A 21,487-nucleotide genomic window follows, 5' to 3' on the forward strand; every position below is an offset into this window, starting at 1 on the left:
GCTAGGAGCCGTCCGCCCAGCGGCGCTGGATGTCCAGCACGGCCGGCAGGCAGGTCTCGAAGCGGTCGACCAGGTCGGGGTCGAAGTGGCGGCCGCGCTCGCTGCGCAGCAGGTCGAGCGCACGCTCCAGCGGCCAGGCGGGCTTGTAGGGGCGCACGCTGGTCAGGGCGTCGAAGACGTCGGCGATGGCGACGATGCGGCCCTCCTGCGGGATGGCGTCGCCGGCCAGGCCGTGGGGGTAGCCGCTGCCGTCCCACTTCTCGTGGTGGGTCAGCGCCACGCTGCGGGCGATGCGCAGCAGGCCGCTGGGATGGTCGCCGATGATGTCCGCGCCGATCTGCGGATGGCGGCGCATCACGTCCCATTCCTCGGCCGTGAGCTTGCCGGGCTTCTGCAATATGGCATCGGGGATGCCGATCTTGCCGACGTCGTGCATCGGCGCGGCATGCAGGAGTTCGTCGGCGGCCCGGGCGCCCCAGCCGGCGGCCAGCGCCAGTTCGCGGGCGTAGTGGCTCATGCGCACCACGTGCAGGCCGGTCTCGTTGTCCTTGTACTCGGCCGCCGCGCCCAGGCACTGCACGATCTGCAGCCGGGTGCGGCGCAGCTCTTCGGCGGCGACCAGCGCCAGGTGGGTGCGCACCCGCGCCCGCACGATCGGCGGGCTGATGGACTTGGCGATGTAGTCCACCGCGCCGAGCTCGAAGCCCCGGGCCTCGTCGTCGGTGTCGCTGAGCGCGGTGACGAAGATGACCGGCACCGGCGCGGTGGCGGGCTCGCGCTTGAGCGCGGTGCAGACCTCGTAGCCGGTCATGCCGGGCATCATCACGTCGAGCAGGATGAGGTCCGGCGGCGCGGTGCGGGCCAGCTCCAGCGCGCGGGCGCCGTCGCGGGCGAACAGCAGCCGGTGGCGCAGCACCTGCAGGTTGGCCGGCTCGTCGTCGACGAGCAGGATGCGGGGGCGGCCGTCGGGTGGCGGGGCGAGAGACATGGCCGCCGCAGTGTCTCACGAACGCGAACGGGCGCAGCGTCCGCCGGCCTACGCCTTCATCCAGCCCCTCAGCAGGCTGCGCGCCCGTTCGAAATCGAACACCTCGGCCGACCGGGCGATGCCCGCGGCCAGGGCGGCATGGCCCGCGGCGCGCAGCCCGGCGTCGAGCTGCGCCAGCAGTTCGTCGTCAAGCTCGCCGCGCGACAGCGTGGCGTCGGCGGCGCGGGCCAGCGCGGCCAGGTCGACCGTGCCGCCGGCGCCGATGGCGGCGGCCGCGGCACCCGGCGGCTGCGGCAGCGGCCGGGCGGCGAAGGCCTGCTCCACCGCGGCGAGCGCGCCGCGCAGCGCCTCCAGCGCGTCCCGCGCCCGCTGCGCCGCGCCGTCCTCGAAGGCCTGCTCGGCCTGCTGGGCCAGCGCCTGCACCTCGGCCAGCCCGAGGTTGGCGGCCGCGCCGCGCAGGCGGTGGGCGCCGAGCTGGGCGGCCTCGTGGCGCGCGGCCCCGGCGTCGGCGAGCAGGCCGTCGCGCGCGCCCCCGCGCTGCTCGGCGATGAAGCGGCCGAGCGCGCGCCGCAGCACGGTCTCGTCGCCCCAGAGCCGCCGCCCGCGGTCTCAGTCGATGGCGACGGCGCCGCCCTCGGGCGGCGGCGGGGACGGCGGCATGTCCATCGGCTCGGGGCCTGCCGGCGGGCCGCCCGGCGCCAGCGCGCCGGTCACCCGGGCGATCTCGGCCAGCAGGCGGGCCGTCTCGACCGGCTTGGAGGCGAAGCCGTCCATGCCGGCCTCGCGCGCGGCGCGGCGGTCGCGCTCGAGCACGCTGGCGGTCAGCGCGACGATGGGCAGCGGCCGGCGGCCCTGCTCGCGTTCGAACAGGCGCATGCGGCGCGCGGCGGCCAGGCCGTCGAGCAGCGGCATGTGCACGTCCATCAGCACCACGTCGACCGGCTGGGTCTTGAACAGCTCCACCGCCTGCAGGCCGTCGGTGGCGACGACCACCGTGTGGCCGCCGCGGCCGAGCGCGATGGACAGCAGCTCCACGTTCTGCGGCACGTCGTCGGCCACGAGGATGGTCAGCGGCCGGAGGGCTGCCGTGGTCAGCGGTCCGGCGGCCTGCGGCAGCGGGGCGCCGGCCTCCAGCGGCAGGAAGACGCGGAAGGTGCTGCCCACGCCGACGGCGCTGTCGACGCGGATGGCGCCGCCCATGCGCTCGGTCAGCTGCAGCGCAATGGTGGTTCCCAGGCCGGTGCCGCCGAAGCGCCGGCTCATCGACGCGTCGGCCTGGGCGAACGGCTCGAAGATGCGTCCGATGCGGTCGGCCGCGATGCCGATGCCGCTGTCGTGCACCGCGAAGTCCACGCCGCCGCCCGCGGCCGGCCGGACTTCCAGCCGCACGCCGCCGCGCTCGGTGAACTTGACGCCGTTGCCCAGCAGGTTGGTGAGGATCTGCTGGATGCGCAGCGCATCGCCGCGGAACACGTCGCCGAGCGCCTCGTCGTATTCGAGCGCGAGCGACAGGCCCTTGTTGCGCGCGGTGATCGAGAGCGACGCGATGACCTGCTCGCACAGCGCGCGCAGCGAGAAGTCGAGCAGCTCCAGCTCCATCGCGCCGCGTTCGAGCTTGGCGGTGTCGAGGATGTCGTTGAGCAGCGCGAGCAGCGTGCGCGCCGAGTGGTGCACCGTCTCGACGTGGCGGCGCTGGCGCGCCTCCAGCGCGGTGCCGAGCAGCAGTTCGGTGAAGCCGAGGATGGAATTCATCGGCGTGCGGATCTCGTGGCTCATGTTGGCCAGGAAGGTCGTCTTGGACGCGGCGGCCAGCTCGGCCCGATCCTTGGCCTCGCGCAGCGCCTCCTCCATCGCGTGGCGCTCGCTGATGTCCGACGCCAGCATGGCCACCTTGAACGGCCGCCCGTCGGCGCCGAAGATGGGGTTGTAGGTGGCCTGCAGCCAGACCGGCCGGCCGCCCTTGGCGCGGCGCTGGAAGTCGCCGGCCTCGAACTCGCCGCGGCCCAGGCGCTGCCACATCGCCGCGCTCTCGCCGTGCGGCACCGCGCGCGGGTCGCAGAAGATCTCATGGTGGCGGCCCCAGACCTCGTCGAGCGAGTAGCCCATGATCTGCAGGAAGTTGTCGTTGGCAGCCAGCACGCGGCCGTGGAGATCGAACTCGACCACCGCCATCGCGCGGCTGGTGGCGTGCACCTTGCCCTCGTATTCGGCATGGCGCAGCTTGGCGTCGGTGATGTCCAGGATCACGCCGTCGAGCCAGAGCGTGCGGCCGTCGCCGGCCCGGACGGCGCTGCCGCCCTCCCACACCCAGCGCTCGCGGCCGTCGGCATGGTGGAGGCGGTATTCGACCTCGTAGCTGCGGTCGCCGTCGACCGAGCGCCGGACCTCCTCGCGCACCCTGCCGGCATCGTCCGGATGGATCAGGTCGGCGAAGCGGCGCTGGCCGCCCATGAAGCCGGCCGCCGGCCAGCCTGTCATCGCCTCCACCGCCTCGCTGACGAACAGCATGGTGCGGTGCTCGTCGGGCAGCGCGCGGAAGGCGGTGCCGGGAATGTTGCGGATCAGCGAGCGGTACTGCTGCTCGCGGTCGCGCAGCGCCTGCTCCATCGCGCGCTCGGCGCTCAGGTCGGTGGCGCAGCCCACGTAGAGCTGGCGGCCGTCCACTTCGGCGCGGCCGACGGCGAAGCGCACCGGCAGCGTGGTGCCGTCGCGGCGCACGGCCTGGAGCGCCTGCCCGTCGGTGATGGCCTGCTGCCAGGGCGCGGCGGCGCCGGCGTCGGGCCGGGCGCCTCCGAGCAGCAGCTCGCGCAGGTTGCGGCCGGCGGCTTCCGGCGCGGTCCAGCCGAACATGCGCTCGGCCGCATGGTTGAAGCCCTGGATGCGGCCCTCGCCATCGAAGGTGATGATGCCGTCCTGCGCCGTGTCGACCACGGCGCGCAGGCTGGCCTCGCTGGCCCGCACCCGCAGGAACAGCGCCCGGTAGCGCAGCAGCGCATTGAACGCGAAGACGACCAGCGTGGTGGTCACGGCCACGAGGGCGACCGACAGGGCCAGCGCATCGAGGTTCTGGATGCCGAGGTCGTAGTCCATCTCGGCCATGCCGCCGAAGCGGGCCGCCGCCATGCCGCAGTAGTGCATGCCGGCCACCGAGAGGCCCATGACAGTGCCGCCGGCCAGCGGGGCCAGGCCGCGCCGCACGCGGCGGTGCTCCAGCGCCTGCTGCACCCGGAGCGCGAGCGCCGCCAGCCCGGCGGCGACCGCGATCGACAGCGCGAACCAGCGTACGTCGTAGCGCAGCTCGGGCTGCATGCGCATGGCCAGCATGCCGCTGTAGTGCATGGCGCCGACGCCCGCGCCCACCAGCACGCCGGCCAGCACCAGCCGCGCCGTGCCCAGCGTGCCGCCGGCCGCGACGCGCAGCGCAACCCACGACGCGGCCAGGCTCGGCAGCAACGACAGCGCCGTGCCCGGTCCGTCGTAGTGCACGTGCACGCCCAGGTCGAAGGCCAGCATGCCGATGAAGTGCATCGACCAGATGCCGATGCCCAGCGAGAAGGCGCCGGCGGCGATCGCCGCCTCGCGCCGCGCCGGCGTGGGCGCGCGCCGCGCCAGGCCGGCCTCGTGCAGCGCCAGCACGGAGGCGAACACGGCCACGCCGATCGACAGCAGCACCAGCGCGGGCGCGTAGCTGCCAGCCAGCCAGGGGCCGGGCGCGCCGGGCGGGACGAACCGGTCGCTCAGGTGGTGCATCGGCCTGCGGCGCTCACGGGCCGCCGTCCTTCCAGCGCCGCCAGCCCCGGGCCCGCAGTTCGCAGGCCGGGCAGCTGCCGCAGCCCCAGCCCCAGTCGTGGCGGTGGCTGCGGTCGCCAAGGTAGCAGGTGTGGGTGTGCTCGACGATCACATCGACGAGTTCGGCGCCGCCGAGCCGCTCGGCCAGCGCCCAGGTGGCCGCCTTGTCCAGCCACATGAGCGGCGTGTCGATGACGAGGCGCCGGTCCATGCCGAGCGACAGCGCCACCTGCAGCGCCTTGACGGTGTCGTCGCGGCAGTCGGGGTAGCCGGAGAAATCCGTCTCGCAGACGCCGGTGACCAGCACCTCCAGCCCGCGCCGGTAGGCCAGCGCGGCGGCGAGCGTGAGGAACAGCAGGTTGCGCCCGGGCACGAAGGTGTTGGGCAGGCCGCCCGCCTCCATGCGGATGGCGGTGTCGCGGGTGAGCGCGGTGTCGCTGACCTGGCCGAGCACGCTGGCGTCGAGCACGTGGTCGGCGCCCAGGCGCGGCGCCCAGGCGGGAAAGCGCGCGCGCAGCTGCGCCAGCACCTCGATGCGGGCCTGCAGCTCCACGCGGTGGCGCTGGCCGTAGTCGAAGGCGAGGGTCTCCACGCGCGGGTAGCGTTCGAGCGCCAGCGCCAGGCAGGTGGCCGAGTCCTGGCCGCCGGAGAAGAGGACGAGAGCGGAGGTATGCATGTCTTCTACAGGAAGCGTTCGAGCAGCTTGCGCGAGGGCCGGTCGAGCGCGGCCAGGTCGGGCACGATGAACTGCAGCCCGTGGTTGCCGGCGATCAGCAGCCGGCCGCTGCCGAGGCGGCGGATGTCCTCCTCGGCCTTGAGCACCAGCTGCGTCGGTCCGCGGTCGGTCTTCACCTGCCAGGTGCTGGGCATCGAGAAGCCCGAGACCGCGGCGATGCGCCGGACCACCGGCATGACCTCGCGGGCGGCCAGGTCCTCCTCGATCAGCGCGCGCGGGGCCTCGGGCAGCGCGTCGAGCCGCTCGATCCAGACCAGTTCCTTGCCGTGGGCGCCGACCAGGGATAGTCCCTCCTGCGGCGCAGCGAGCGGGAAGGCGCGCACCGGCACCACGTCGGCATGGCGCTCGCCGCCCGGCAGCAGCAGCTGGAGCCGGCCGAACGGGCCGCGGTGGAGTTCGAAGGCTGGCGTGGTCATGGCAATTCCGCGATGTGGGCCGACGGCACAGGCGGCAAGGCCGGCTACATACTCCCTACTGTATCATCTTCCAGCGCTCCATCCTTGCGGGCCTGGGCCTCATACAGCCGCCAGTATGCACCCTGCCGGGCCATCAGCGCATCATGCGGGCCGACCTCGACGACCTCGCCGCGGTCCATCACGACGAGCCGGTCGGCCTTGCGCAGCGTGGAGAGCCGGTGGGCGATCGCGATCGTGGTGCGGCCCTGGACCAGGTTGTCGAGGGCGCGCTGGATCTCCTTTTCCGTTTCGGTGTCGACGGCCGAGGTGGCCTCGTCGAGGATCAGGATGCGCGGGTCGATCAGCAGCGCGCGCGCGATGGAGATGCGCTGGCGCTCGCCGCCCGACAGGCCCTGGCCGCGCTCGCCGACCAGCGAGTCGTAGCCCAGCGGCAGCCGCAGGATGAAGTCGTGCGCATGGGCGGCGCGGGCGGCGGCCACGATCTCGGCGCGGCTGGCGTCCGGCTTGCCGTAGGCGATGTTCTCGGCGATGGTGCCGAAGAAGAGGAAGGGCTCCTGCAGCACCAGGCCGATGTGGCGCCGCCAGTCGGCCACGGCCATGCGGCGGATGTCGATGCCGTCGGCCAGGATCGCGCCCTCGCTCACGTCGTAGAAGCGGCACAGCAGGTTGACCAGCGTGCTCTTGCCCGAGCCGCTGTGGCCGACCAGGCCGATCATCTCGCCGGGGCGGATGTCGAGGTCGAGCCGGCGGATCACCGCGCGGTTGCCGTAGCGGAATCCCACGCGGCGCAGTTCGATGCCGCCGGCGAGCCGCTCGACCTTGACCGGATGGGCCGGCTCGGGCACGTTGCTCACATGGTCGAGGATGTCGAAGATGCGCTTGGCGCCGGCCGCGGCCTTCTGCGTGACCGAGACGATGCGGCTCATCGAATCGAGCCGCGTGTAGAAGCGGCCGATGTAGGCGATGAAGGCGGTGAGCACGCCGACGGTGATGCTCTCGCGCGCGACCAGCCAGATGCCGAAGGCCCAGACGATCAGCAGGCCGATCTCGGTGAGCAGCGAGACGGTCGGGGTGAACACGCTCCAGGTGCGGTTCAAGCGGTCGTTGACCTGCAGGTTGTGCTGGTTGGCGTCGCGGAAGCGCTTCGCCTCGCGCGCCTCCTGCGCGAAGGCTTTCACCACGCGGATGCCGGGAATCGTGTCGGCCAGCACGTTGGTCACCTCGGACCAGACCCGGTCGATGCGCTCGAAGCCGGTGCGCAGCCGCTCGCGCACCGCATGGATCATCCAGGCGATGAACGGCAGCGGCACCAGCGTGACCAGCGCCAGCCACGGGTTGATCGAGAACAGGATGACCGAGGTCATCGCGATCATCAGCACGTCGGTGGCGAAATCGAGCGCATGCAGCGACAGGAAGACGTTGATGCGGTCGGTCTCCGAGCCGATGCGCGCCATCAGGTCGCCGGTGCGCTTGGCGCCGAAGTAGTCGAGCGACAGCCGCAGCAGGTGCTCGTAGGTGGTGGTGCGCAGGTCCGCGCCGATGCGCTCGGACACCAGCGCGAGGATGTAGGTGCGCGCCCAGCCCAGGCCCCAGGCCGCCAGCGCCGAGGCCAGCAGCCCGCCGAGGTAGAGCAGCACATGGGCCGGCTCGATCGGCTTGCCGCTCTGGTAGGGGATCAGGATGTCGTCCATCAGCGGGATCGTGAGGTAGGGCGGCACCAGCGTCGCGGCGGTGGAGGCCAGCGTGAGCGCGAAGCCGATCGCCAGCTGCCGGCGGTAGGGCCGGGCGAAGCGGCCCAGGCGCAGCAGCACCCAGGTGGAGGGCGGCGGCGCCGGCTCCTCGGCCTCGGGGCCGGCCTCTTCCTCCTCCAGCCCGGCGCCGGCGGCCAGCTGGCCGAACAGCCGCACCAGCCGCGGCGCCTGCGGGCCGCCGGTCAGCGTGAAGTGCCAGGCCGCGAGCCGGCGGTGGCTGTCGCAGAGTTCGAGCGCGCCCACGCCGCCGTGGTCGGCCAGGTGCAGCCGCAGCTGCGGCGCCAGGGCCCAGTCCTGCCAGCCGCCCTCGCCCGGCCGGCGGGCCAGCAGGCGGCGCGCAGTGAGCACTACCCAGCCGCCCGGGGCGAAGCGCAGGCCGGCGTCGAGGTCAACCGGCAGCGAGACGAGAACGTTTTCGTCCTCAGCGAGCAACGCTTGCAGGCCGGCGCCCTCGGGGCCGGACGCGTCACCGGAGACTTCGACAACAGGATGAGGATGTGGCATGTTCGGTTTCCGTGGCGCGGATTGTCGCCGAAACGCACCACCGCCGCGCCCCAGGGCGCATGTACTCCCCACCCTACTGTCCCACAGCGGCTGACTGGCTGCCACCTTCAGCATATACCCTCATGCCACGTTTCGACGACATCCGCCTGCTGCGCATCAACTACCTGCGCGGCCCCAACATCTGGACCTACCGTCCGGTGCTGGAAGTCTGGCTCGACCTCGGGCGGCTGGAGGACTTCCCCTCCAACAAGCTGCCCGGCCTCAACGAGCGGCTCACCGCCTGGCTGCCCGCGCTGGTGGAGCACCACTGCGGCGTGGGCGAGCGCGGCGGCTTCCTGCAGCGGCTCGTCGGCGGCACCTGGTGCGGCCACGTGCTGGAGCACGTCGTCATCGAGCTGCTGAACCTGGCCGGCATGGCCACCGGCTTCGGCCAGACCCGCAGCACCTCGCAGCCCGGCGTCTACCGCATGGTGTTCCGCGCGCGCGACGAGCAGATCGCCCGCGTCGCGCTGGCCGAGGGCCACCGGCTGCTGATGGCCGCCATCAACGACCAGCCGTTCGACGTGGACGCGGCCGTGCGCCGGCTGCGCAAGGAGGTGGACGACAGCTACCTCGGCCCCAGCACCGCCAGCATCGTGAGCGCGGCCACCGACCGCGGCATCCCGCACTTCCGCCTCAACGACGGCAACCTGGTGCAGCTCGGCTACGGCGCGGCCCAGCGCCGCATCTGGACGGCCGAGAGCGAATTCACCAGCGCGATCGCCGAAGGCATCTCGCGCGACAAGGACCTGACCAAGAGCCTGCTCCAAGCCTGCGGCGTGCCGGTGCCCGAAGGCCGCATCGCCGCCAGCCCCGCGCAAGCCTGGGAGGCCGCCGAGGACAGCGGCCTGCCGGTGGTCGTCAAGCCGACCGATGCCAACCACGGCCGCGGCGTGACCCTGGAGCTGTCGACCCGCGAGGAAATCGAGGCCGCCTGGGCGCTCGCCGACAAGGAAGGCAGCGAGGTGATCGTGGAGCGCTACATCCGCGGCGACGAGCACCGCCTGCTGGTCGTCGGCGGCAAGGTCGTGGCCGCCGCGCGCGGCGAGGTCGTGGCGATCACCGGCAACGGCCGCGACACCGTGGCCGCGCTGATCGACAGCCAGCTCAACAGCGATCCGCGCCGCGGCATCGAGGAGGAGTTCCCGCTCGAAACCATCGACGTGTGGAAGGACCAGGCCGTGCAGCTCCAGCTGCGCCGCCAGGGCCTGGACGCCGGCGCCGTGCCCGAGGCCGGCCGCCAGGTCTTGATCCAGCGCAACGGCAACGTGGCCGTGGACTGCACCGACCTGGTGCACCCCGACGTGGCCCACCTCGCGGGCCTGGCCGCGCGCGTGGTCGGCCTGGACATCGCCGGCATCGACCTGGTGGCGCAGGACATCTCCCAGCCGCTGGCCGCGCAGGGCGCGGCGGTGGTCGAGGTCAACGCCGGCCCGGGCCTGCTGATGCACCTGAAGCCCGCCGTCGGCGCGCCGCGCCCGGTGGGCCAGGCCATCGCCGCCCACCTGTTCCCCGAAGACGAGGGCGGGGCCGCGCCCGGCCGCATCCCGATCGTCGGCGTGACCGGCACCCGCCACACCGCCACCATCGCCCGGCTGGTCGCCTGGCTGCTGCACCTGGCCGGCCACCACACCGGCGTGGCCTGCGGCGACGGCCTCTACCTGGACCGCCGCCGCGTGGACGCCGGCGACAGCGCCCACTGGGAGGCCGGCCGCCGCCTGCTGGTCAACCAGATGGTGCAGGCCGCGGTGATCGAGAACGGCGCGCGCAGCATCCTGCGCGACGGCCTGGCCTACGACCGCTGCCAGGTCGGCGTGGTCACCGACATGGACGGCGCCGAAGCGCTGGCCGACTTCGACGTGCAGGACGACGCGCAGATGCGCAAGGTGGTCCGCACCCAGATCGACGTGGTGCTCGACAGCGGCGTGGGCGTGCTGCATGCGGCCGACCCGCGCGTGGCCGACCTGGCCGAACTCTGCGACGGCAGCATCGTCTTCTACGCCGAGCAGGGCGACCAGCCGGCGCTGGCCGCGCACCGCGCCGAAGGCGGGCGCGCCGTCTTCCTGCAGGGCGGCCGGGTCATCCTGGTCACCGGTGCGGCCGAACGCCCGCTCGGCAAACTGGTCAGCCTGTCGCCGGCCGCCGACGGCCCGGCGGTCGAGGCGCTGCTCGCCGCCGTCGCCACCGGCTGGGCGCTGGACATCGCGCCCGACCTGATCGCCGCCGGCCTCAAGACCTTCGACACCGACGTGCTGCCGGCGCGGCCCGCGCGGGCGACGCCCGCGCCCACCCTGTTCTGACGCGACGCCGCCGCTCCCCCTGTTCTGAACCGACAACAACGACGATGGAAGTCTCCCGCATCCGTGCCCTGCGCGGCCCCAACCTCTGGAGCCGCCACACCGCCATCGAGGCCGTGCTGCGCTGCAGCGCGCCCGAGCGCTCGATCGACACCGGCCTGCCAGGCTTCGAGGACCGCCTGCGCGCCCTCTTCCCCGCCATCGGCGCGCTGCGCCACGATGCCTACGAAGGTCCGCTCTCGCTGGCCCACGTGCTCGAATCCGCCGCGCTCGCGCTGCAGGCCCAGGCCGGCTGCCCGGTCACCTTTAGCCGCACCCACGCGACGGTCGAGCCCGGCGTGTACCAGGTCGTGGTCGAGTATTCGGAAGAGTCGGTCGGCCGCCGCGCCTTCGACCACGCGCAGGCGCTGATCGCCGCGGCGCAGGCCGGCACGGCGTTCGACGCCGCGGCCGCCGTCGCCGAACTGCGCGAGACCGACGAGGACGACCGCCTGGGCCCCAGCACCGGCGCCATCGTCAAGGCCGCCGCCGCGCGCGGCATCCCGTGGAAGCGGCTCACGAGCGGCAGCCTGGTGCAGTTCGGCTGGGGCGCGCGCCAGCGCCGCATCTGGGCGGCCGAACTGGACACCACCAGCGCCGTGGCCGAATCGATCGCGCAGGACAAGGACCTGAGCAAGCGCCTGCTGCATGCCGCCGGCGTGCCCGTGCCGCTGGGCCGCCCGGCGGCCAGCCCCGACGACGCCTGGGCCGCCGCGCAGGAGATCGGCCTGCCGGTGGTGCTCAAGCCGCAGGACGGCAACCAGGGCAAGGGCGTGACGGTCAACATCACCGACCGCGCCGCGCTCGACGAGGCCTACCGCTCGGCCGCCGAGATCGGCGAGGTGCTGGTCGAGAAGTACCTGCCGGGCCACGACTTCCGCCTGCTCGTCGTCGGCGACCGGCTCGTGGCCGCGGCCCGGCGCGACCCGCCGCAGGTCACCGGCGACGGCGAGCACATGGTGCGCGAGCTGGTGGACATCGTCAACAGCGACCCCCGGCGCGGCGAGGGCCATGCCACGTCGCTCACGAAGATCCGCTTCGACGACATCGCCGTCGCGCGCCTGACCGCCCAGGGCCTCACGCCCGCTTCGGTGCCGGCGCTGGGCCAGCGCGTGATCCTGCGCAACAACGCCAACCTCAGCACCGGCGGCACCGCCACCGACGTGACCGACGACGTGCACCCCGAGGTCGCCGCGCGCGCCGTGGCCGCCGCGCAGATCGTCGGCCTGCACATCTGCGGCGTGGACGTGGTCTGCGAGACCGTGCTGCGCCCGCTGGAAGACCAGAGCGGCGGCATCGTCGAGGTCAACGCTGCGCCCGGCCTGCGCATGCACCTGTCGCCCTCGTTCGGCAAGGGCCGCGCGGTCGGCGAGGCCATGATCGACCACCTGTTCGGCCCGGCGAGCGTGGGCAACGACGGCCGCATCCCGGTCGTGGCCGTCACCGGCACCAACGGAAAGACGACGACCGCGCGGCTCATCGCCCACCTGTTCACCGCCGCCGGCCTGCGCACCGGCATGACGAACACCGACGGCGTCTACGTGGCCGGCCGCCAGATCGACAGCGGCGACTGCTCGGGCCCGAAGAGCGCGCGCAACGTGCTGCTGCACCCCGACGTGGACGCCGCCGTGTTCGAGACCGCGCGCGGCGGCATCCTGCGCGAGGGCCTGGGCTTCGACCGCTGCCAGGTCGCCGTGGTCACCAACATCGGCGAAGGCGACCACCTGGGCCTGAACTACATCACGACGGTCGAGGACCTGGCTGCGGTCAAGCGCGTGATCGTGCAGAACGTGGCGCCCACCGGCCATGCGGTGCTGAATGCGGCCGACCCGGTCGTCGCCGCCATGGCCGCGGTCTGCCCGGGCCAGGTGATCTACTTCGCGGCCGACCGCCACCATCCGGTGATGGCCACGCACCGTGCGCTGGGCCTGCGCACCGTCTACGTCGACGGCGAGGCGGTGATCGCGGCCGAGGGCTCGTGGCGCGAGCGCATCCCGCTGGCCAACGTGCCGATCACGCGCGGCGGCGCCATCGGCTTCCAGGTCGAGAACGTCATGGCCGCCGTGGCGGCGGCCTGGGGCGCGGGCCTGGACTGGGACACGATCCGCCGCGGCCTGGCCGGCTTCGTCAACGACGCCGACAACGCGCCGGGCCGCTTCAACGTGATGGACTACCGCGGCGCGACCGTGATCGCCGACTACGGCCACAACCCCGATGCGATGCGCGCGCTGGTGGCCGCGGTCGACGCGTTGCCGGCCAAGCGCCGCGCGGTCGTTATCAGCGGCGCCGGCGACCGGCGCGACGAGGACATCCGCGCGCAGACCGTGATCCTCGGCGCGGCGTTCGACGACGTGGTCCTGTACCAGGACGCCGCGCAGCGCGGCCGCGCCGACGGCGAGGTCACCGCGCTGCTGCGCGAGGGCCTGCGCGGCGCGCCGCGTACCGCGCACGTCGAGGAGATCCACGGCGAGTTCACCGCGATCGACGCCGCGCTGGCCCGCCTGCAGCCGGGTGACCTGTGCCTGGTGCTGGTGGATCAGGTGGAAGAGGCGCTGGCGCATCTGCACAAGCGGTGTTCCGAATGACGTACCGCCCCCTGGCCGCGCTGGCGGCCGCCCTGTGCCTCTGCGCAGCCGCCCGGGCCGAGCGCATCGGCGACGTGGACACGGCCTTCCAGTGGCTCGGCCGCGACCACGACATCGTCGTCGAAGCCTTCGACGACCCGGGCGTCCAGGGCGTGACCTGCTACCTCTCGCGCGCCCGCAAGGGCGGCGTCAAAGGCACGCTGGGGCTGGCCGAGGATCGGGCCGAGGCGTCGATCGCCTGCGTGCAGACCGGTCCGATCGCCTTCCCCGCGCCCATCCCGCGCCAGCAGCAGGTGTTCAGCGAGCGCATCTCGCTGGTGTTCAAGCGCCTGCGCGTCGTGCGCATGGCCGACCCGGCGCGCAACGCGCTGGTCTACCTGAGCTATTCCGACAAGCTCATCGACGGCTCGCCGCAGAACAGCGTGACGGCGGTGGCGGTGCCGCGGCAGATGGCGATCCCGGTGAAGTAGCGCTTTTCCATTGATCGCCCAATTGAAACCATGTGCAACAACGATGTTTCGCACATGGGAGGGTATTCGGCATGGCCGATGGGCGGGAGGCACGACAAGGCGCGTTCTATGCGCATTCGGTGGCAGGACTGCCGGAGGCGGTCTGGCAGCGCCTGCCGGACCATCTCAGGAACGTCGCCGAATGGGCGGGCCGGTTCGCCAGCATCTTCGGCGCCGAGGCGCTGGCTGTCGTCATCGGCCACCTCCACGACCTGGGCAAGTACACCCTGCCCTTCCAGGACCGGCTGCGTGGCAGCCCGCAGCGGGTCGACCATTCCACCCACGGCGCGCGCGTGGCCGTGCAGCGCTACGGCCTCGTCGGCCAGCTGCTGGCCTACGGCATCGCAGGCCACCATGCCGGCCTGGCCAACGGACAGGGCGAGGGCGAGCGCACCCCGCTGGCCGACCGGCTGGCCGCCGACCTGCCGCCGCTGGACCCGGCGTGGGAACGGGACGTTCTTCTGCCGTCGCAGCTGTCCATGCCGGCAGGCTTTCGCCCCTATGGCGCGAGCCGCCGGCAGATCCGGGACCGCCAGCCCTTTCAGATGGCGTTCCTGCTGCGCATGCTGTTCTCCTGCCTCGTGGACGCGGACTTCATCGACACCGAGCGCTTCTACCGCGCACTGGAACGGCAGCCCGACCATCGCCACGGCACCGCAGCGCCGGGCCTGCCGGCGCTGCGCGAGCAACTCGACCGTTATCTCGGCGCCTTCCGCGCCGACAGTGACGTCAATCGGCTGCGCGCGGACATCCTGCGGCATGTCCGCGGTGCATCGGAGCGCACGCCGGGCCTGTTCTCGCTGACCGTGCCCACGGGCGGCGGCAAGACGCTGGCCTCGCTGGCGTTCGCGCTCGACCATGCGATCCGCCACGGCCTGCGGCGCGTGGTCTTCGTCATTCCCTTCACCAGCATCGTCGAGCAGAACGCCGCGGTGTTCCGCAAGGCCCTCGGGCCGCTCGGCGAGGCGGCGGTGCTGGAACACCACAGCGCGTTCGAGGAGCAACCACCGCCGCGCGACGACCCCGAGAGGTACCAGGCAGCGCAGAAACTGCGGCTGGCCATGGAGAACTGGGATGCGCTCATCGTGGTCACCACGGCCGTACAGTTCTTCGAAAGCCTGTTCGCCGCGCGCCCGTCGCAGTGCCGCAAGCTGCACAACATCGCCGGCAGCGTCGTGATCCTCGACGAAGCGCAGACCATGCCGCTCAAGCTGCTGCGACCCTGCGTAGCCGCCATCGACGAGTTGGCGCGCAACTACCGCACGAGCGTGGTGCTCTGTACGGCCACGCAGCCCGCGCTCGGCACGCTGAAGGATGGACTGTCCGACGTGCGCGAACTGGCGCCGGAACCGTCCCGGCTGTTCCGGCAGCTCGAACGGGTACGGGTCCGGCACGTGGGCACCTGGGACGACGCCACATTGACGGCGGAAATGCGCTCGCGCGAGCAGGTCCTGTGCATCGTCAACAACCGGCGCCACGCGCGGGCGGTCTACCAGTCGATGGCCGACCTGCCCGGCGCGCGGCACCTGACCACGCTGATGTGCGCACGCCACCGCAGCGAGGTGTTGGCGGAAGTGCGCGCAATGCTCCGGGCCGGCGCGCCCTGCCGGCTGGTCAGCACCAGCCTCATCGAGGCCGGGGTCAACGTGGACTTCCCTGCCGTGCTGCGCGCCGAGGCAGGCCTGGACTCCGTCGCCCAGGCCGCGGGCCGCTGCAACCGCGAAGGCACACGGCCGCTGGACGCCAGCGACGTGCTCGTCTTCGCCACCGCGAACGAAGACTGGGCACCGCCGCCAGAACTCCGGCAGTACGCACAGGCTGCCCGCGAAGTGCTGCGGGAGTTCGCCGACGACCCGCTGCGGCCCGAGGCGATCCAGCGCTACTTCGAGCAGCTCTACTGGCAGAAGGGCGACGAGGAACTCGATGCGACCGGCCTCATGGCCTTGCTCAGCGAGAGCCGGCCTGAAAGCCTGCCGATGGAAACGCTGGCCGCCCGGTTCCGCCTCATCGACAGCATGCAGATGCCGGTGATCGTGCCCTATGACGACAGGGCACGCGCGGCGCTGGAAGCGCTTGAGAACGCCGAAGGAAGCGTGGGGATCGCGCGGCGCTTGCAGCCTTATCTGGTGCAGCTTCCGAAGAACGCTTTCGACGCGCTGTACCGCGCGGGAGCTGTGGCTCCCATCAATCCTCACAAGTGGGGGCTGCAATTCATGAAGTTGATAAACACGGATTTATACAGCTCTTGTGATGGTCTGCGATGGGAAAACCCAGCGCTCTTACACACAGAGAAGTTGATGGGGTAGCTTACTATTCATTGAAGTGTTTCCTCAAATGGGGTGATCCACCATAGGGGGCATTGACACAACTGCTTCTCGCCATCACACTCTGGCCCAGAAAAGGCGAACGCCTCAGTGTCTGCAAACACTGAGGCGTTCTGGACAACCCACCGCTGAAGCGCGGTACCGGCCAGAGGCAGGAGGGAGGGTAGGTATCTGGTCTACAGCCATATGACCAGAAGAGTCTAAAGGACTTTGCTGCCGTGCAAGAGGTATGCACGGCAGCTATGTCGTACCCAGCCGGGTACGTGGGTAGAAACATTGATGTGTTAGCGCATAGGGGTTGATAGGAGGTGCTCGCGTCGGAAGACGCGGGCATCAAAAAACAAACTCAAGGAGGGCTTATGGCGTTTGGCGTTTGTCTTTTGGTGAAGGGCGAACGCGCCTGCTTTACCCGCCCCGAGATGAAGGTAGAGCGCGTCTCCTACGACGTCATCACCCCATCCGCTGCGCGCGGCATCCTCGACGCGATCCACTGGCAGCCGGCGATCCGTTGGCACATCGACCGCATCCACGTCCTGAACCCGGTCCGCTTCGAGTCGATCCGGCGCAACGAGGTGGGCAGCAAGATATCCCCCGCCAGCGTCGCCAAGGCCATGAAGGCCGGCTCGACGGCCGGCCTCGCCAACTACGTGGACGAAGACCGCCAGCAGCGCGCGGCCACTATCCTGCGCGACGTGGCCTATGTGATCGAAGCGCACTTCGAACTCACGCGCAAGGCTGGCCCCGACGATTCGGTAGGCAAGCACCTGGACATCTTCAACCGCAGGGCGCGCAAGGGCCAGTGCTTCCAGGCGCCGTGCCTCGGGGTGCGGGAGTTCCCGGCGGACTTCCGGCTGCTCGAAGGCGATGCGCCTATACCTGCCCGGCACGAGAGCCTGCTCGGCGAGCGCGACCTGGGCTGGATGCTGCACGACATCGACTGCGACAGGGGCATGGAGCCGCGCTTCTTCCGCGCGCGGCTGGTGGACGGCATCGTCGAGGTGCCGCCGTGGCACAGCGATGAGGTCAAGGGATGAGCATCCTCCAGGCCCTCGACCGCTATTACCAGCGGCTGCTCGCGCGCGGCGAGGAAGGGCTGTCGCCCTTCGGCTACAGCCCCGAGAAGATCAGCTACGCCGTCCTGCTGTCGCCGGATGGCCGCGTGGTGGACGTGAACGACATCCGCGACACCAGCGGCAAGAAGCCACTGCCGCGCCTGATGAACGTGCCGCAACCCGAAAAGCGCACGGTCGACATCAAGCCCAACTTCCTCTGGGACAAGACGAGCTACGTGCTCGGCGTCAGCGCCTCCAGCAAGCGGGCGGACAAGGAGCATCAGGCGTTCAAGACATGGCACGAGGCCAGCCTTGCGGGCACGGCGGACCCGGGCCTGCAGGCGCTACTGGCCTTCCTGACGGCCTGGACGCCCGAACGATTCGCGATGCCGTTCACGCCCGACATGCTGGACGCCAACCTCGTGTTCCGGCTCGACGGCGAAAGCACCTATCTGCACGAGCGGCCTGCTGCGCAGGCGGCGCGCGACCGGCTGCTGGACGGCGGCGATGGCGAAAGCACAGCCGCTGCCGCTACCTGCCTCGTCACGGGCGAGCGCCTGCCCATCGCACGGCTGCATCCTGCCATCAAGGGCGTCAACGGCGCGCAGAGCTCGGGCGCCTCCATCGTGTCGTTCAACCTGGAGTCGTTCACCTCCTACGGCAAGAGCCAGGGCGAGAACGCGCCGGTGTCGGAGCAGGCTGCGTTTGCCTACACCACGGTGCTCAACCACCTGCTGCGCCGCAGCGAGCACAACCGCCAGCGCCTGCAAATGGGCGACGCCAGCGTGGTTTTCTGGGCGGAAGCCGCCAGCGAAGACGAGGCCCAGGCGGCCGAGGAATTGCTGGCAGCCGCCTGGACCTGGGACGACACGCCGACCGATGCGCAGGAAGCCGGCGCGCTGCGCGCGGCACTCGTCAAGCTGGCGCAAGGCCAGCCGCTGCGCGACATCGACCCGCGCCTGCACGAATCGACGCGCATCTATGTGCTGGGCCTGGCGCCCAACGCCTCGCGCATCTCGGTTCGCTTCTGGCACGTCGACACCCTGGGCGACTTGGCCCGGCATGTCGCCCGGCACGCGCAGGACCTGCGCATCGCACCCGCGCCCTGGAAGACCATGCCCCCGCTGTGGCGCCTGGCGCTGGTCACCGCCCCGTCGCGCGACGGCCGTGCCAAGTCCGAGGACGTGCCACCGCAGCTGGCGGGCGAGCTGATGCGCGCAGTGCTCAGCGGCTCGCGCTACCCCGGCAGCCTGCTGGTCAACACGCTCATGCGCATGCGCGCCGATGGCGACATCTCGCCGGTCCGCGTGGCGCTCTGCAAGGCCGTGCTGGCACGCCGGCAGCGCCTGTCCCGTTCCACCGTTCATGACACAGAAGAGGAGGTTCCCGTGAGTCTCGACAGGCAATCCACCAGCCCGGGCTATCGCCTGGGGCGCCTGTTCGCCGTGCTGGAGGCTGCGCAACGCAGCGCCCTCGGCGGCCAGGTCAACGCCACCATCCGCGATCGCTACTACGGCGCCGCGTCGGCCACCCCGGCCTCGGTATTTCCCGTGCTGCTGCGCAACACGCAGAACCACCTGGGCAAGCTGCGTAAGGAAAAGCCCGGCGTGGCCGTGAACCTGGAGAAGGACATCCGCGAGATCGTCGAGGGGCTGTCCGACAGTTTTCCATCCAGCCTGCGCATCGAAGACCAGGGCCGGTTCGCCGTCGGCTACTACCACCAGTCGCAAAGCCGCTTTCCGAAGGACAAGCCCGACGCTGCGGATGCGAGCGACGACACCGACACCACCGACGAGGGAGCCCCCGAATGACCGCCATCAGCCACCGCTACGAGTTCGTTTTTCTCTTCGACATCACTAACGGCAATCCCAACGGTGACCCCGATGCCGGCAACCTGCCACGCCTGGATCCGGAAACCAGCCGGGGGCTGGTGACGGACGTGAGCCTTAAGCGCAAGATCCGCAACTTCGTCACGCTGGACAAGGAGGACGTCGCGGGCTACGCCATCTATATGCAGGAGAAGGCCATTCTCAACCAGCAGCACCAGAAGGCATGGGAGGCGCTGGGCCTACCGCCCGACGCCAAGGAGCAGTACAAGAAGCTGCCCAAGGACGAGGCCAAGGCCCGCGAACTGACGGCCTGGATGTGCCGCAACTTCTACGACGTGCGCACGTTCGGTGCCGTGATGACGACCGGCGTGAACGCCGGGCAGGTGCGAGGCCCGGTCCAGCTGGCCTTCGCCACGTCGGTCGACCCCGTCGTGCCGCTGGAAATCTCGATCACCCGCATGGCCGTGACCACCGAGAAGGAAGCCGAGGCCCAGAGCGGCGACAACCGTACGATGGGGCGCAAGCACATCATTCCGTACGGGCTGTACCGCGCGCATGGATTCGTCTCGGCCAAGCTGGCCGAGCGCACCGGATTCTCCGATACGGACCTGGAGCTTCTCTGGCGTGCGCTGGCGAACCTGTTCGAACACGACCGCTCGGCGGCGCGCGGAGAGATGGCATCCCGCAAGCTGATCGTGTTCGAGCACGAAAGCGCTATGGGCAACGCCCCGGCCCATGTGCTGTTCGACGCGGTCAAGGTCGTCCGGACGCAGGCCGAAGGCGAGGCGTCGGCGCCGCGCCGCTTTGCCGACTACCGCGTGGAGATCGACAGAGAGTCGATCCCCGCAGGCGTCTCGGTGAAAGAACTGCTCTGACGGCAGGCAGGAGGCGGAGGAAGGACATGCAGGACGACTACGACGACTTCATCCCGATCTCCGCCCTCCAGCATTACCTGTACTGCCCGCGCCAGTGCGCGCTGATCCACGTCGAACAACTTTGGGCGGAGAGCCGCCATACCGCCGAGGGACGCGTGCTGCACGAGCGGACGGACCGGCCGCGCGGCGAGCGGCGGCGCGGCGTGCGCACCGTGACCGCCATGCCGCTCGCCGATGCCAGCCTTGGAATCACCGGCATTGCCGATGTGGTGGAGTTCCATGGCGGAGCATCCGGGGAACAGGCATTCCCCGTCGAGTACAAGCGCGGCCGTCCCAAAGCCCACAGGGCGGACGAAGTGCAGCTGTGCGCCCAGGCGCTGTGCCTGGAGACGATGCTGGAGCAGGACGTTCCACAAGGCGCGCTGTTCTACGGCGAGACGCGCCGGCGCACCGACGTGCTTTTCGACAGCGGGTTGCGCCAGTTGACGCGCGAGACGATCGCCGCCACGCGCGCCATGCTGCAATCGGGCACCACACCCACCGCCGACTACCGCGCCCGGCGGTGCGATGCCTGCTCGCTGATCGACCTGTGCCAGCCCAGGCTGCTGCGCCGCAGCACCAGCGTCGGCGCCTGGCTGGCCCGCCAACTGCACGATGGCATCCAAAACGATCACCCATGCGAAAGCAACTGAACACCCTGTACGTCACCACCGAGGGCGCGTGGCTGCACAAGGACGGCGCCAACATCGTGATGGAGGTGGAGCAGCAGGTGCGTGCCCGCCTGCCGGTGCACATGCTGGAAAGTCTCGTGTGCTTCGGCCGCGTGCTGGTATCCCCTCCCCTGCTGGGCTACTGCGCCGAACAGGGCATCAGCACCTGCTTTCTGACGCCCAACGGCAAATTCCTTGCACGCGTGGAAGGCCCGGTGTCGGGCAACGTGCTCTTGCGCCGGCAGCAATATTGAACCGCCCCGGCTTTCTTGGAGACCGTTTGGTTTGAGTCCGGCCGCTTTGGCCTGACCGGCTTGCTGCCGATAGTAAGCCGCTTCGGCTTCCGCTGGCGGGATGTGCCCGATCGGCCCCAGCAGGCGTTTGTGGTTAAACCAGTGCACCCAGTCCAGCGTGGCCAGTTCCACCTGCTCCCGGTTGCGCCACGACCGTCGGTGGATCACCTCAGCCTTGTACAACCCGTTGATTGTCTCGGCCAGCGCGTTGTCGTAGCTGTCGCCCACGCTGCCTACCGAGGGTTCGACCCCGGCCTCGGCCAGCCGCTCGCTGTAGCGCAGGCTCACGTATTGGGTGGATTCAACCGGTCGTCGCAACACCGGGTTGAGCTGCGGATTTTAGGTAGTCATTTAAAGCCTCAGCCGGTGTCCTCCAGCTCAAGGTTTTGCGTGGTCTGTTGTTCAAGGTGGTGGCCACAGCCTGAAGCTCTGGCTCACCCCACCGACATAGGTCTGTACCCTTGGGGAAGTACTGTCGCAGCAGGCCGTTCGTGTTCTCGTTGGTGCCACGCTGCCATGGACTGTGCGGGGCTGTCAGTATTTCTGTGTGTGAGGCGGTTGGTGGACTGGTTTCTGGCTGTTGATCTATCAGGCCCCTGCCAGGCCGCCGGAGGCCCCCCCGGTTTGGCCCATGGACCCATGGCTCAGCCCCTCACAGGCTGCCATGCGCGTGCCTCGTGAAGCGTTCATCGTAGAGCACGGCGAACTGATTCATCGCCTCGCGCCATTCCTTGGCTGCGCGGCCCCAGTC

At 70.8% G+C, this 21,487-nt stretch carries 15 protein-coding genes and 2 pseudogenes; 9 read left to right on the forward strand and 8 right to left on the reverse strand.

Annotated features, from left to right (window positions below):
- Position 1: 1 nt before the first annotated feature.
- From GAK38_RS05585 to GAK38_RS05610, 6 genes are read right to left on the reverse strand one after another with little or no spacing between them, the layout of a single operon-like run.
- On the reverse strand, positions 2-988 hold the full coding sequence (locus GAK38_RS05585) for an HD domain-containing phosphohydrolase (RefSeq protein WP_325342157.1): 987 nt from the start codon (positions 986-988) through the stop codon (positions 2-4).
- A gap of 48 nt (positions 989-1,036) precedes the next feature.
- Positions 1,037-1,564 (reverse strand): Hpt domain-containing protein, encoded by a 528-nt coding sequence (locus tag GAK38_RS05590; protein WP_325342159.1) that lies wholly within the window; start codon positions 1,562-1,564, stop codon positions 1,037-1,039.
- A 33-nt stretch (positions 1,565-1,597) separates the two neighbouring features.
- A complete protein-coding gene (locus tag GAK38_RS05595; protein ID WP_325342161.1) occupies positions 1,598-4,738 on the reverse strand; it encodes a PAS domain S-box protein in 3,141 nt (1,046 codons plus the stop codon).
- A 13-nt stretch (positions 4,739-4,751) separates the two neighbouring features.
- Entirely contained in the window at positions 4,752-5,453 is a 702-nt protein-coding gene (gene queC / locus GAK38_RS05600) for a 7-cyano-7-deazaguanine synthase QueC (RefSeq protein ID WP_325342163.1), read from the reverse strand.
- A 5-nt stretch (positions 5,454-5,458) separates the two neighbouring features.
- Positions 5,459-5,929 carry a cyanophycin metabolism-associated DUF1854 family protein gene (locus GAK38_RS05605; RefSeq protein WP_325342165.1) on the reverse strand — a complete coding sequence of 157 codons (471 nt, stop codon included), beginning with the start codon at positions 5,927-5,929 and terminating at the stop codon, positions 5,459-5,461.
- A gap of 44 nt (positions 5,930-5,973) precedes the next feature.
- Positions 5,974-8,184, reverse strand: a complete 2,211-nt coding sequence (locus GAK38_RS05610) for a cyanophycin metabolism-associated ABC transporter (protein ID WP_325342167.1) — start codon at positions 8,182-8,184, stop codon at positions 5,974-5,976.
- Between the two features lie 122 nt (positions 8,185-8,306).
- On the opposite strand from GAK38_RS05610, the gene GAK38_RS05615 reads away from it, so the two are divergent.
- From GAK38_RS05615 to GAK38_RS05655, 9 genes are all read left to right on the forward strand, one after another.
- Positions 8,307-10,523 carry a cyanophycin synthetase gene (locus GAK38_RS05615; RefSeq protein WP_325342168.1) on the forward strand — a complete coding sequence of 739 codons (2,217 nt, stop codon included), beginning with the start codon at positions 8,307-8,309 and terminating at the stop codon, positions 10,521-10,523.
- 44 nt (positions 10,524-10,567) lie between these two features.
- Complete coding sequence (gene cphA / locus GAK38_RS05620) at positions 10,568-13,144, forward strand: cyanophycin synthetase (protein WP_325342170.1); 2,577 nt, start codon at positions 10,568-10,570, stop codon at positions 13,142-13,144.
- Positions 13,141-13,614, forward strand: coding sequence for a CreA family protein (locus GAK38_RS05625; RefSeq protein WP_325342172.1), 474 nt, complete (start codon positions 13,141-13,143; stop codon positions 13,612-13,614). The genes cphA and GAK38_RS05625 overlap by 4 nt, the downstream gene beginning before the upstream one ends.
- A gap of 71 nt (positions 13,615-13,685) precedes the next feature.
- Positions 13,686-15,959, forward strand: coding sequence for a CRISPR-associated endonuclease Cas3'' (locus tag GAK38_RS05630; RefSeq protein ID WP_443089156.1), 2,274 nt, complete (start codon positions 13,686-13,688; stop codon positions 15,957-15,959).
- A 377-nt stretch (positions 15,960-16,336) separates the two neighbouring features.
- Positions 16,337-17,011 (forward strand): type I-C CRISPR-associated protein Cas5c, encoded by a 675-nt coding sequence (cas5c, locus tag GAK38_RS05635; protein WP_325342175.1) that lies wholly within the window; start codon positions 16,337-16,339, stop codon positions 17,009-17,011.
- On the forward strand, positions 17,008-18,840 hold the full coding sequence (cas8c, locus tag GAK38_RS05640; protein WP_325342176.1) for a type I-C CRISPR-associated protein Cas8c/Csd1: 1,833 nt from the start codon (positions 17,008-17,010) through the stop codon (positions 18,838-18,840). Before cas5c ends, cas8c begins: the two co-directional genes overlap by 4 nt.
- Entirely contained in the window at positions 18,837-19,733 is an 897-nt protein-coding gene (gene cas7c / locus GAK38_RS05645) for a type I-C CRISPR-associated protein Cas7/Csd2 (protein WP_325342177.1), read from the forward strand. Before cas8c ends, cas7c begins: the two co-directional genes overlap by 4 nt.
- 26 nt (positions 19,734-19,759) lie before the next feature.
- Positions 19,760-20,425: a CRISPR-associated protein Cas4 gene (gene cas4, locus GAK38_RS05650; protein WP_325342179.1), complete on the forward strand. Its 666-nt coding sequence runs from the start codon at positions 19,760-19,762 to the stop codon at positions 20,423-20,425.
- On the forward strand, positions 20,410-20,697 hold the full coding sequence (locus GAK38_RS05655; RefSeq protein WP_325342181.1) for a CRISPR-associated endonuclease Cas1: 288 nt from the start codon (positions 20,410-20,412) through the stop codon (positions 20,695-20,697). The genes cas4 and GAK38_RS05655 overlap by 16 nt, the downstream gene beginning before the upstream one ends.
- A 39-nt stretch (positions 20,698-20,736) precedes the next feature.
- On the opposite strand, the pseudogene GAK38_RS05660 reads toward GAK38_RS05655, so the two are convergent.
- Positions 20,737-21,033 (reverse strand): annotated as a pseudogene (locus GAK38_RS05660) (integrase core domain-containing protein); the annotation flags it as partial.
- Positions 21,034-21,037: 4 nt separating this feature from the next.
- Positions 21,038-21,265 (reverse strand): annotated as a pseudogene (locus GAK38_RS05665) (transposase); the annotation flags it as partial.
- Between the last annotated feature and the right edge of the window lie 222 nt (positions 21,266-21,487).

The sequence above is a fragment of the Xylophilus sp. genome, from assembly GCA_009914555.1.
Taxonomy (GTDB): Bacteria; Pseudomonadota; Gammaproteobacteria; order Burkholderiales; family Burkholderiaceae_C; genus WNDY01.

Excerpts from the sequence above, each read along its gene's own strand:
- GAK38_RS05585 (WP_325342157.1), bottom strand. The coding sequence starts at position 988 with ATGTCTCTCGCCCCGCCACCCGACGGCCGCCCCCGCATCCTGCTCGTC.
- GAK38_RS05610 (WP_325342167.1), bottom strand. The coding sequence starts at position 8,184 with ATGCCACATCCTCATCCTGTTGTCGAAGTCTCCGGTGACGCGTCCGGC.
- cas5c (WP_325342175.1), top strand. The coding sequence starts at position 16,337 with ATGGCGTTTGGCGTTTGTCTTTTGGTGAAGGGCGAACGCGCCTGCTTT.
- cas7c (WP_325342177.1), top strand. The coding sequence starts at position 18,837 with ATGACCGCCATCAGCCACCGCTACGAGTTCGTTTTTCTCTTCGACATC.
- GAK38_RS05595 (WP_325342161.1), bottom strand. The coding sequence starts at position 4,738 with ATGCACCACCTGAGCGACCGGTTCGTCCCGCCCGGCGCGCCCGGCCCC.
- cas4 (WP_325342179.1), top strand. The coding sequence starts at position 19,760 with ATGCAGGACGACTACGACGACTTCATCCCGATCTCCGCCCTCCAGCAT.
- GAK38_RS05615 (WP_325342168.1), top strand. The coding sequence starts at position 8,307 with ATGCCACGTTTCGACGACATCCGCCTGCTGCGCATCAACTACCTGCGC.
- GAK38_RS05630 (WP_443089156.1), top strand. The coding sequence starts at position 13,686 with ATGGCCGATGGGCGGGAGGCACGACAAGGCGCGTTCTATGCGCATTCG.
- cas8c (WP_325342176.1), top strand. The coding sequence starts at position 17,008 with ATGAGCATCCTCCAGGCCCTCGACCGCTATTACCAGCGGCTGCTCGCG.
- GAK38_RS05605 (WP_325342165.1), bottom strand. The coding sequence starts at position 5,929 with ATGACCACGCCAGCCTTCGAACTCCACCGCGGCCCGTTCGGCCGGCTC.
- queC (WP_325342163.1), bottom strand. The coding sequence starts at position 5,453 with ATGCATACCTCCGCTCTCGTCCTCTTCTCCGGCGGCCAGGACTCGGCC.
- GAK38_RS05625 (WP_325342172.1), top strand. The coding sequence starts at position 13,141 with ATGACGTACCGCCCCCTGGCCGCGCTGGCGGCCGCCCTGTGCCTCTGC.
- cphA (WP_325342170.1), top strand. The coding sequence starts at position 10,568 with ATGGAAGTCTCCCGCATCCGTGCCCTGCGCGGCCCCAACCTCTGGAGC.
- GAK38_RS05655 (WP_325342181.1), top strand. The coding sequence starts at position 20,410 with ATGCGAAAGCAACTGAACACCCTGTACGTCACCACCGAGGGCGCGTGG.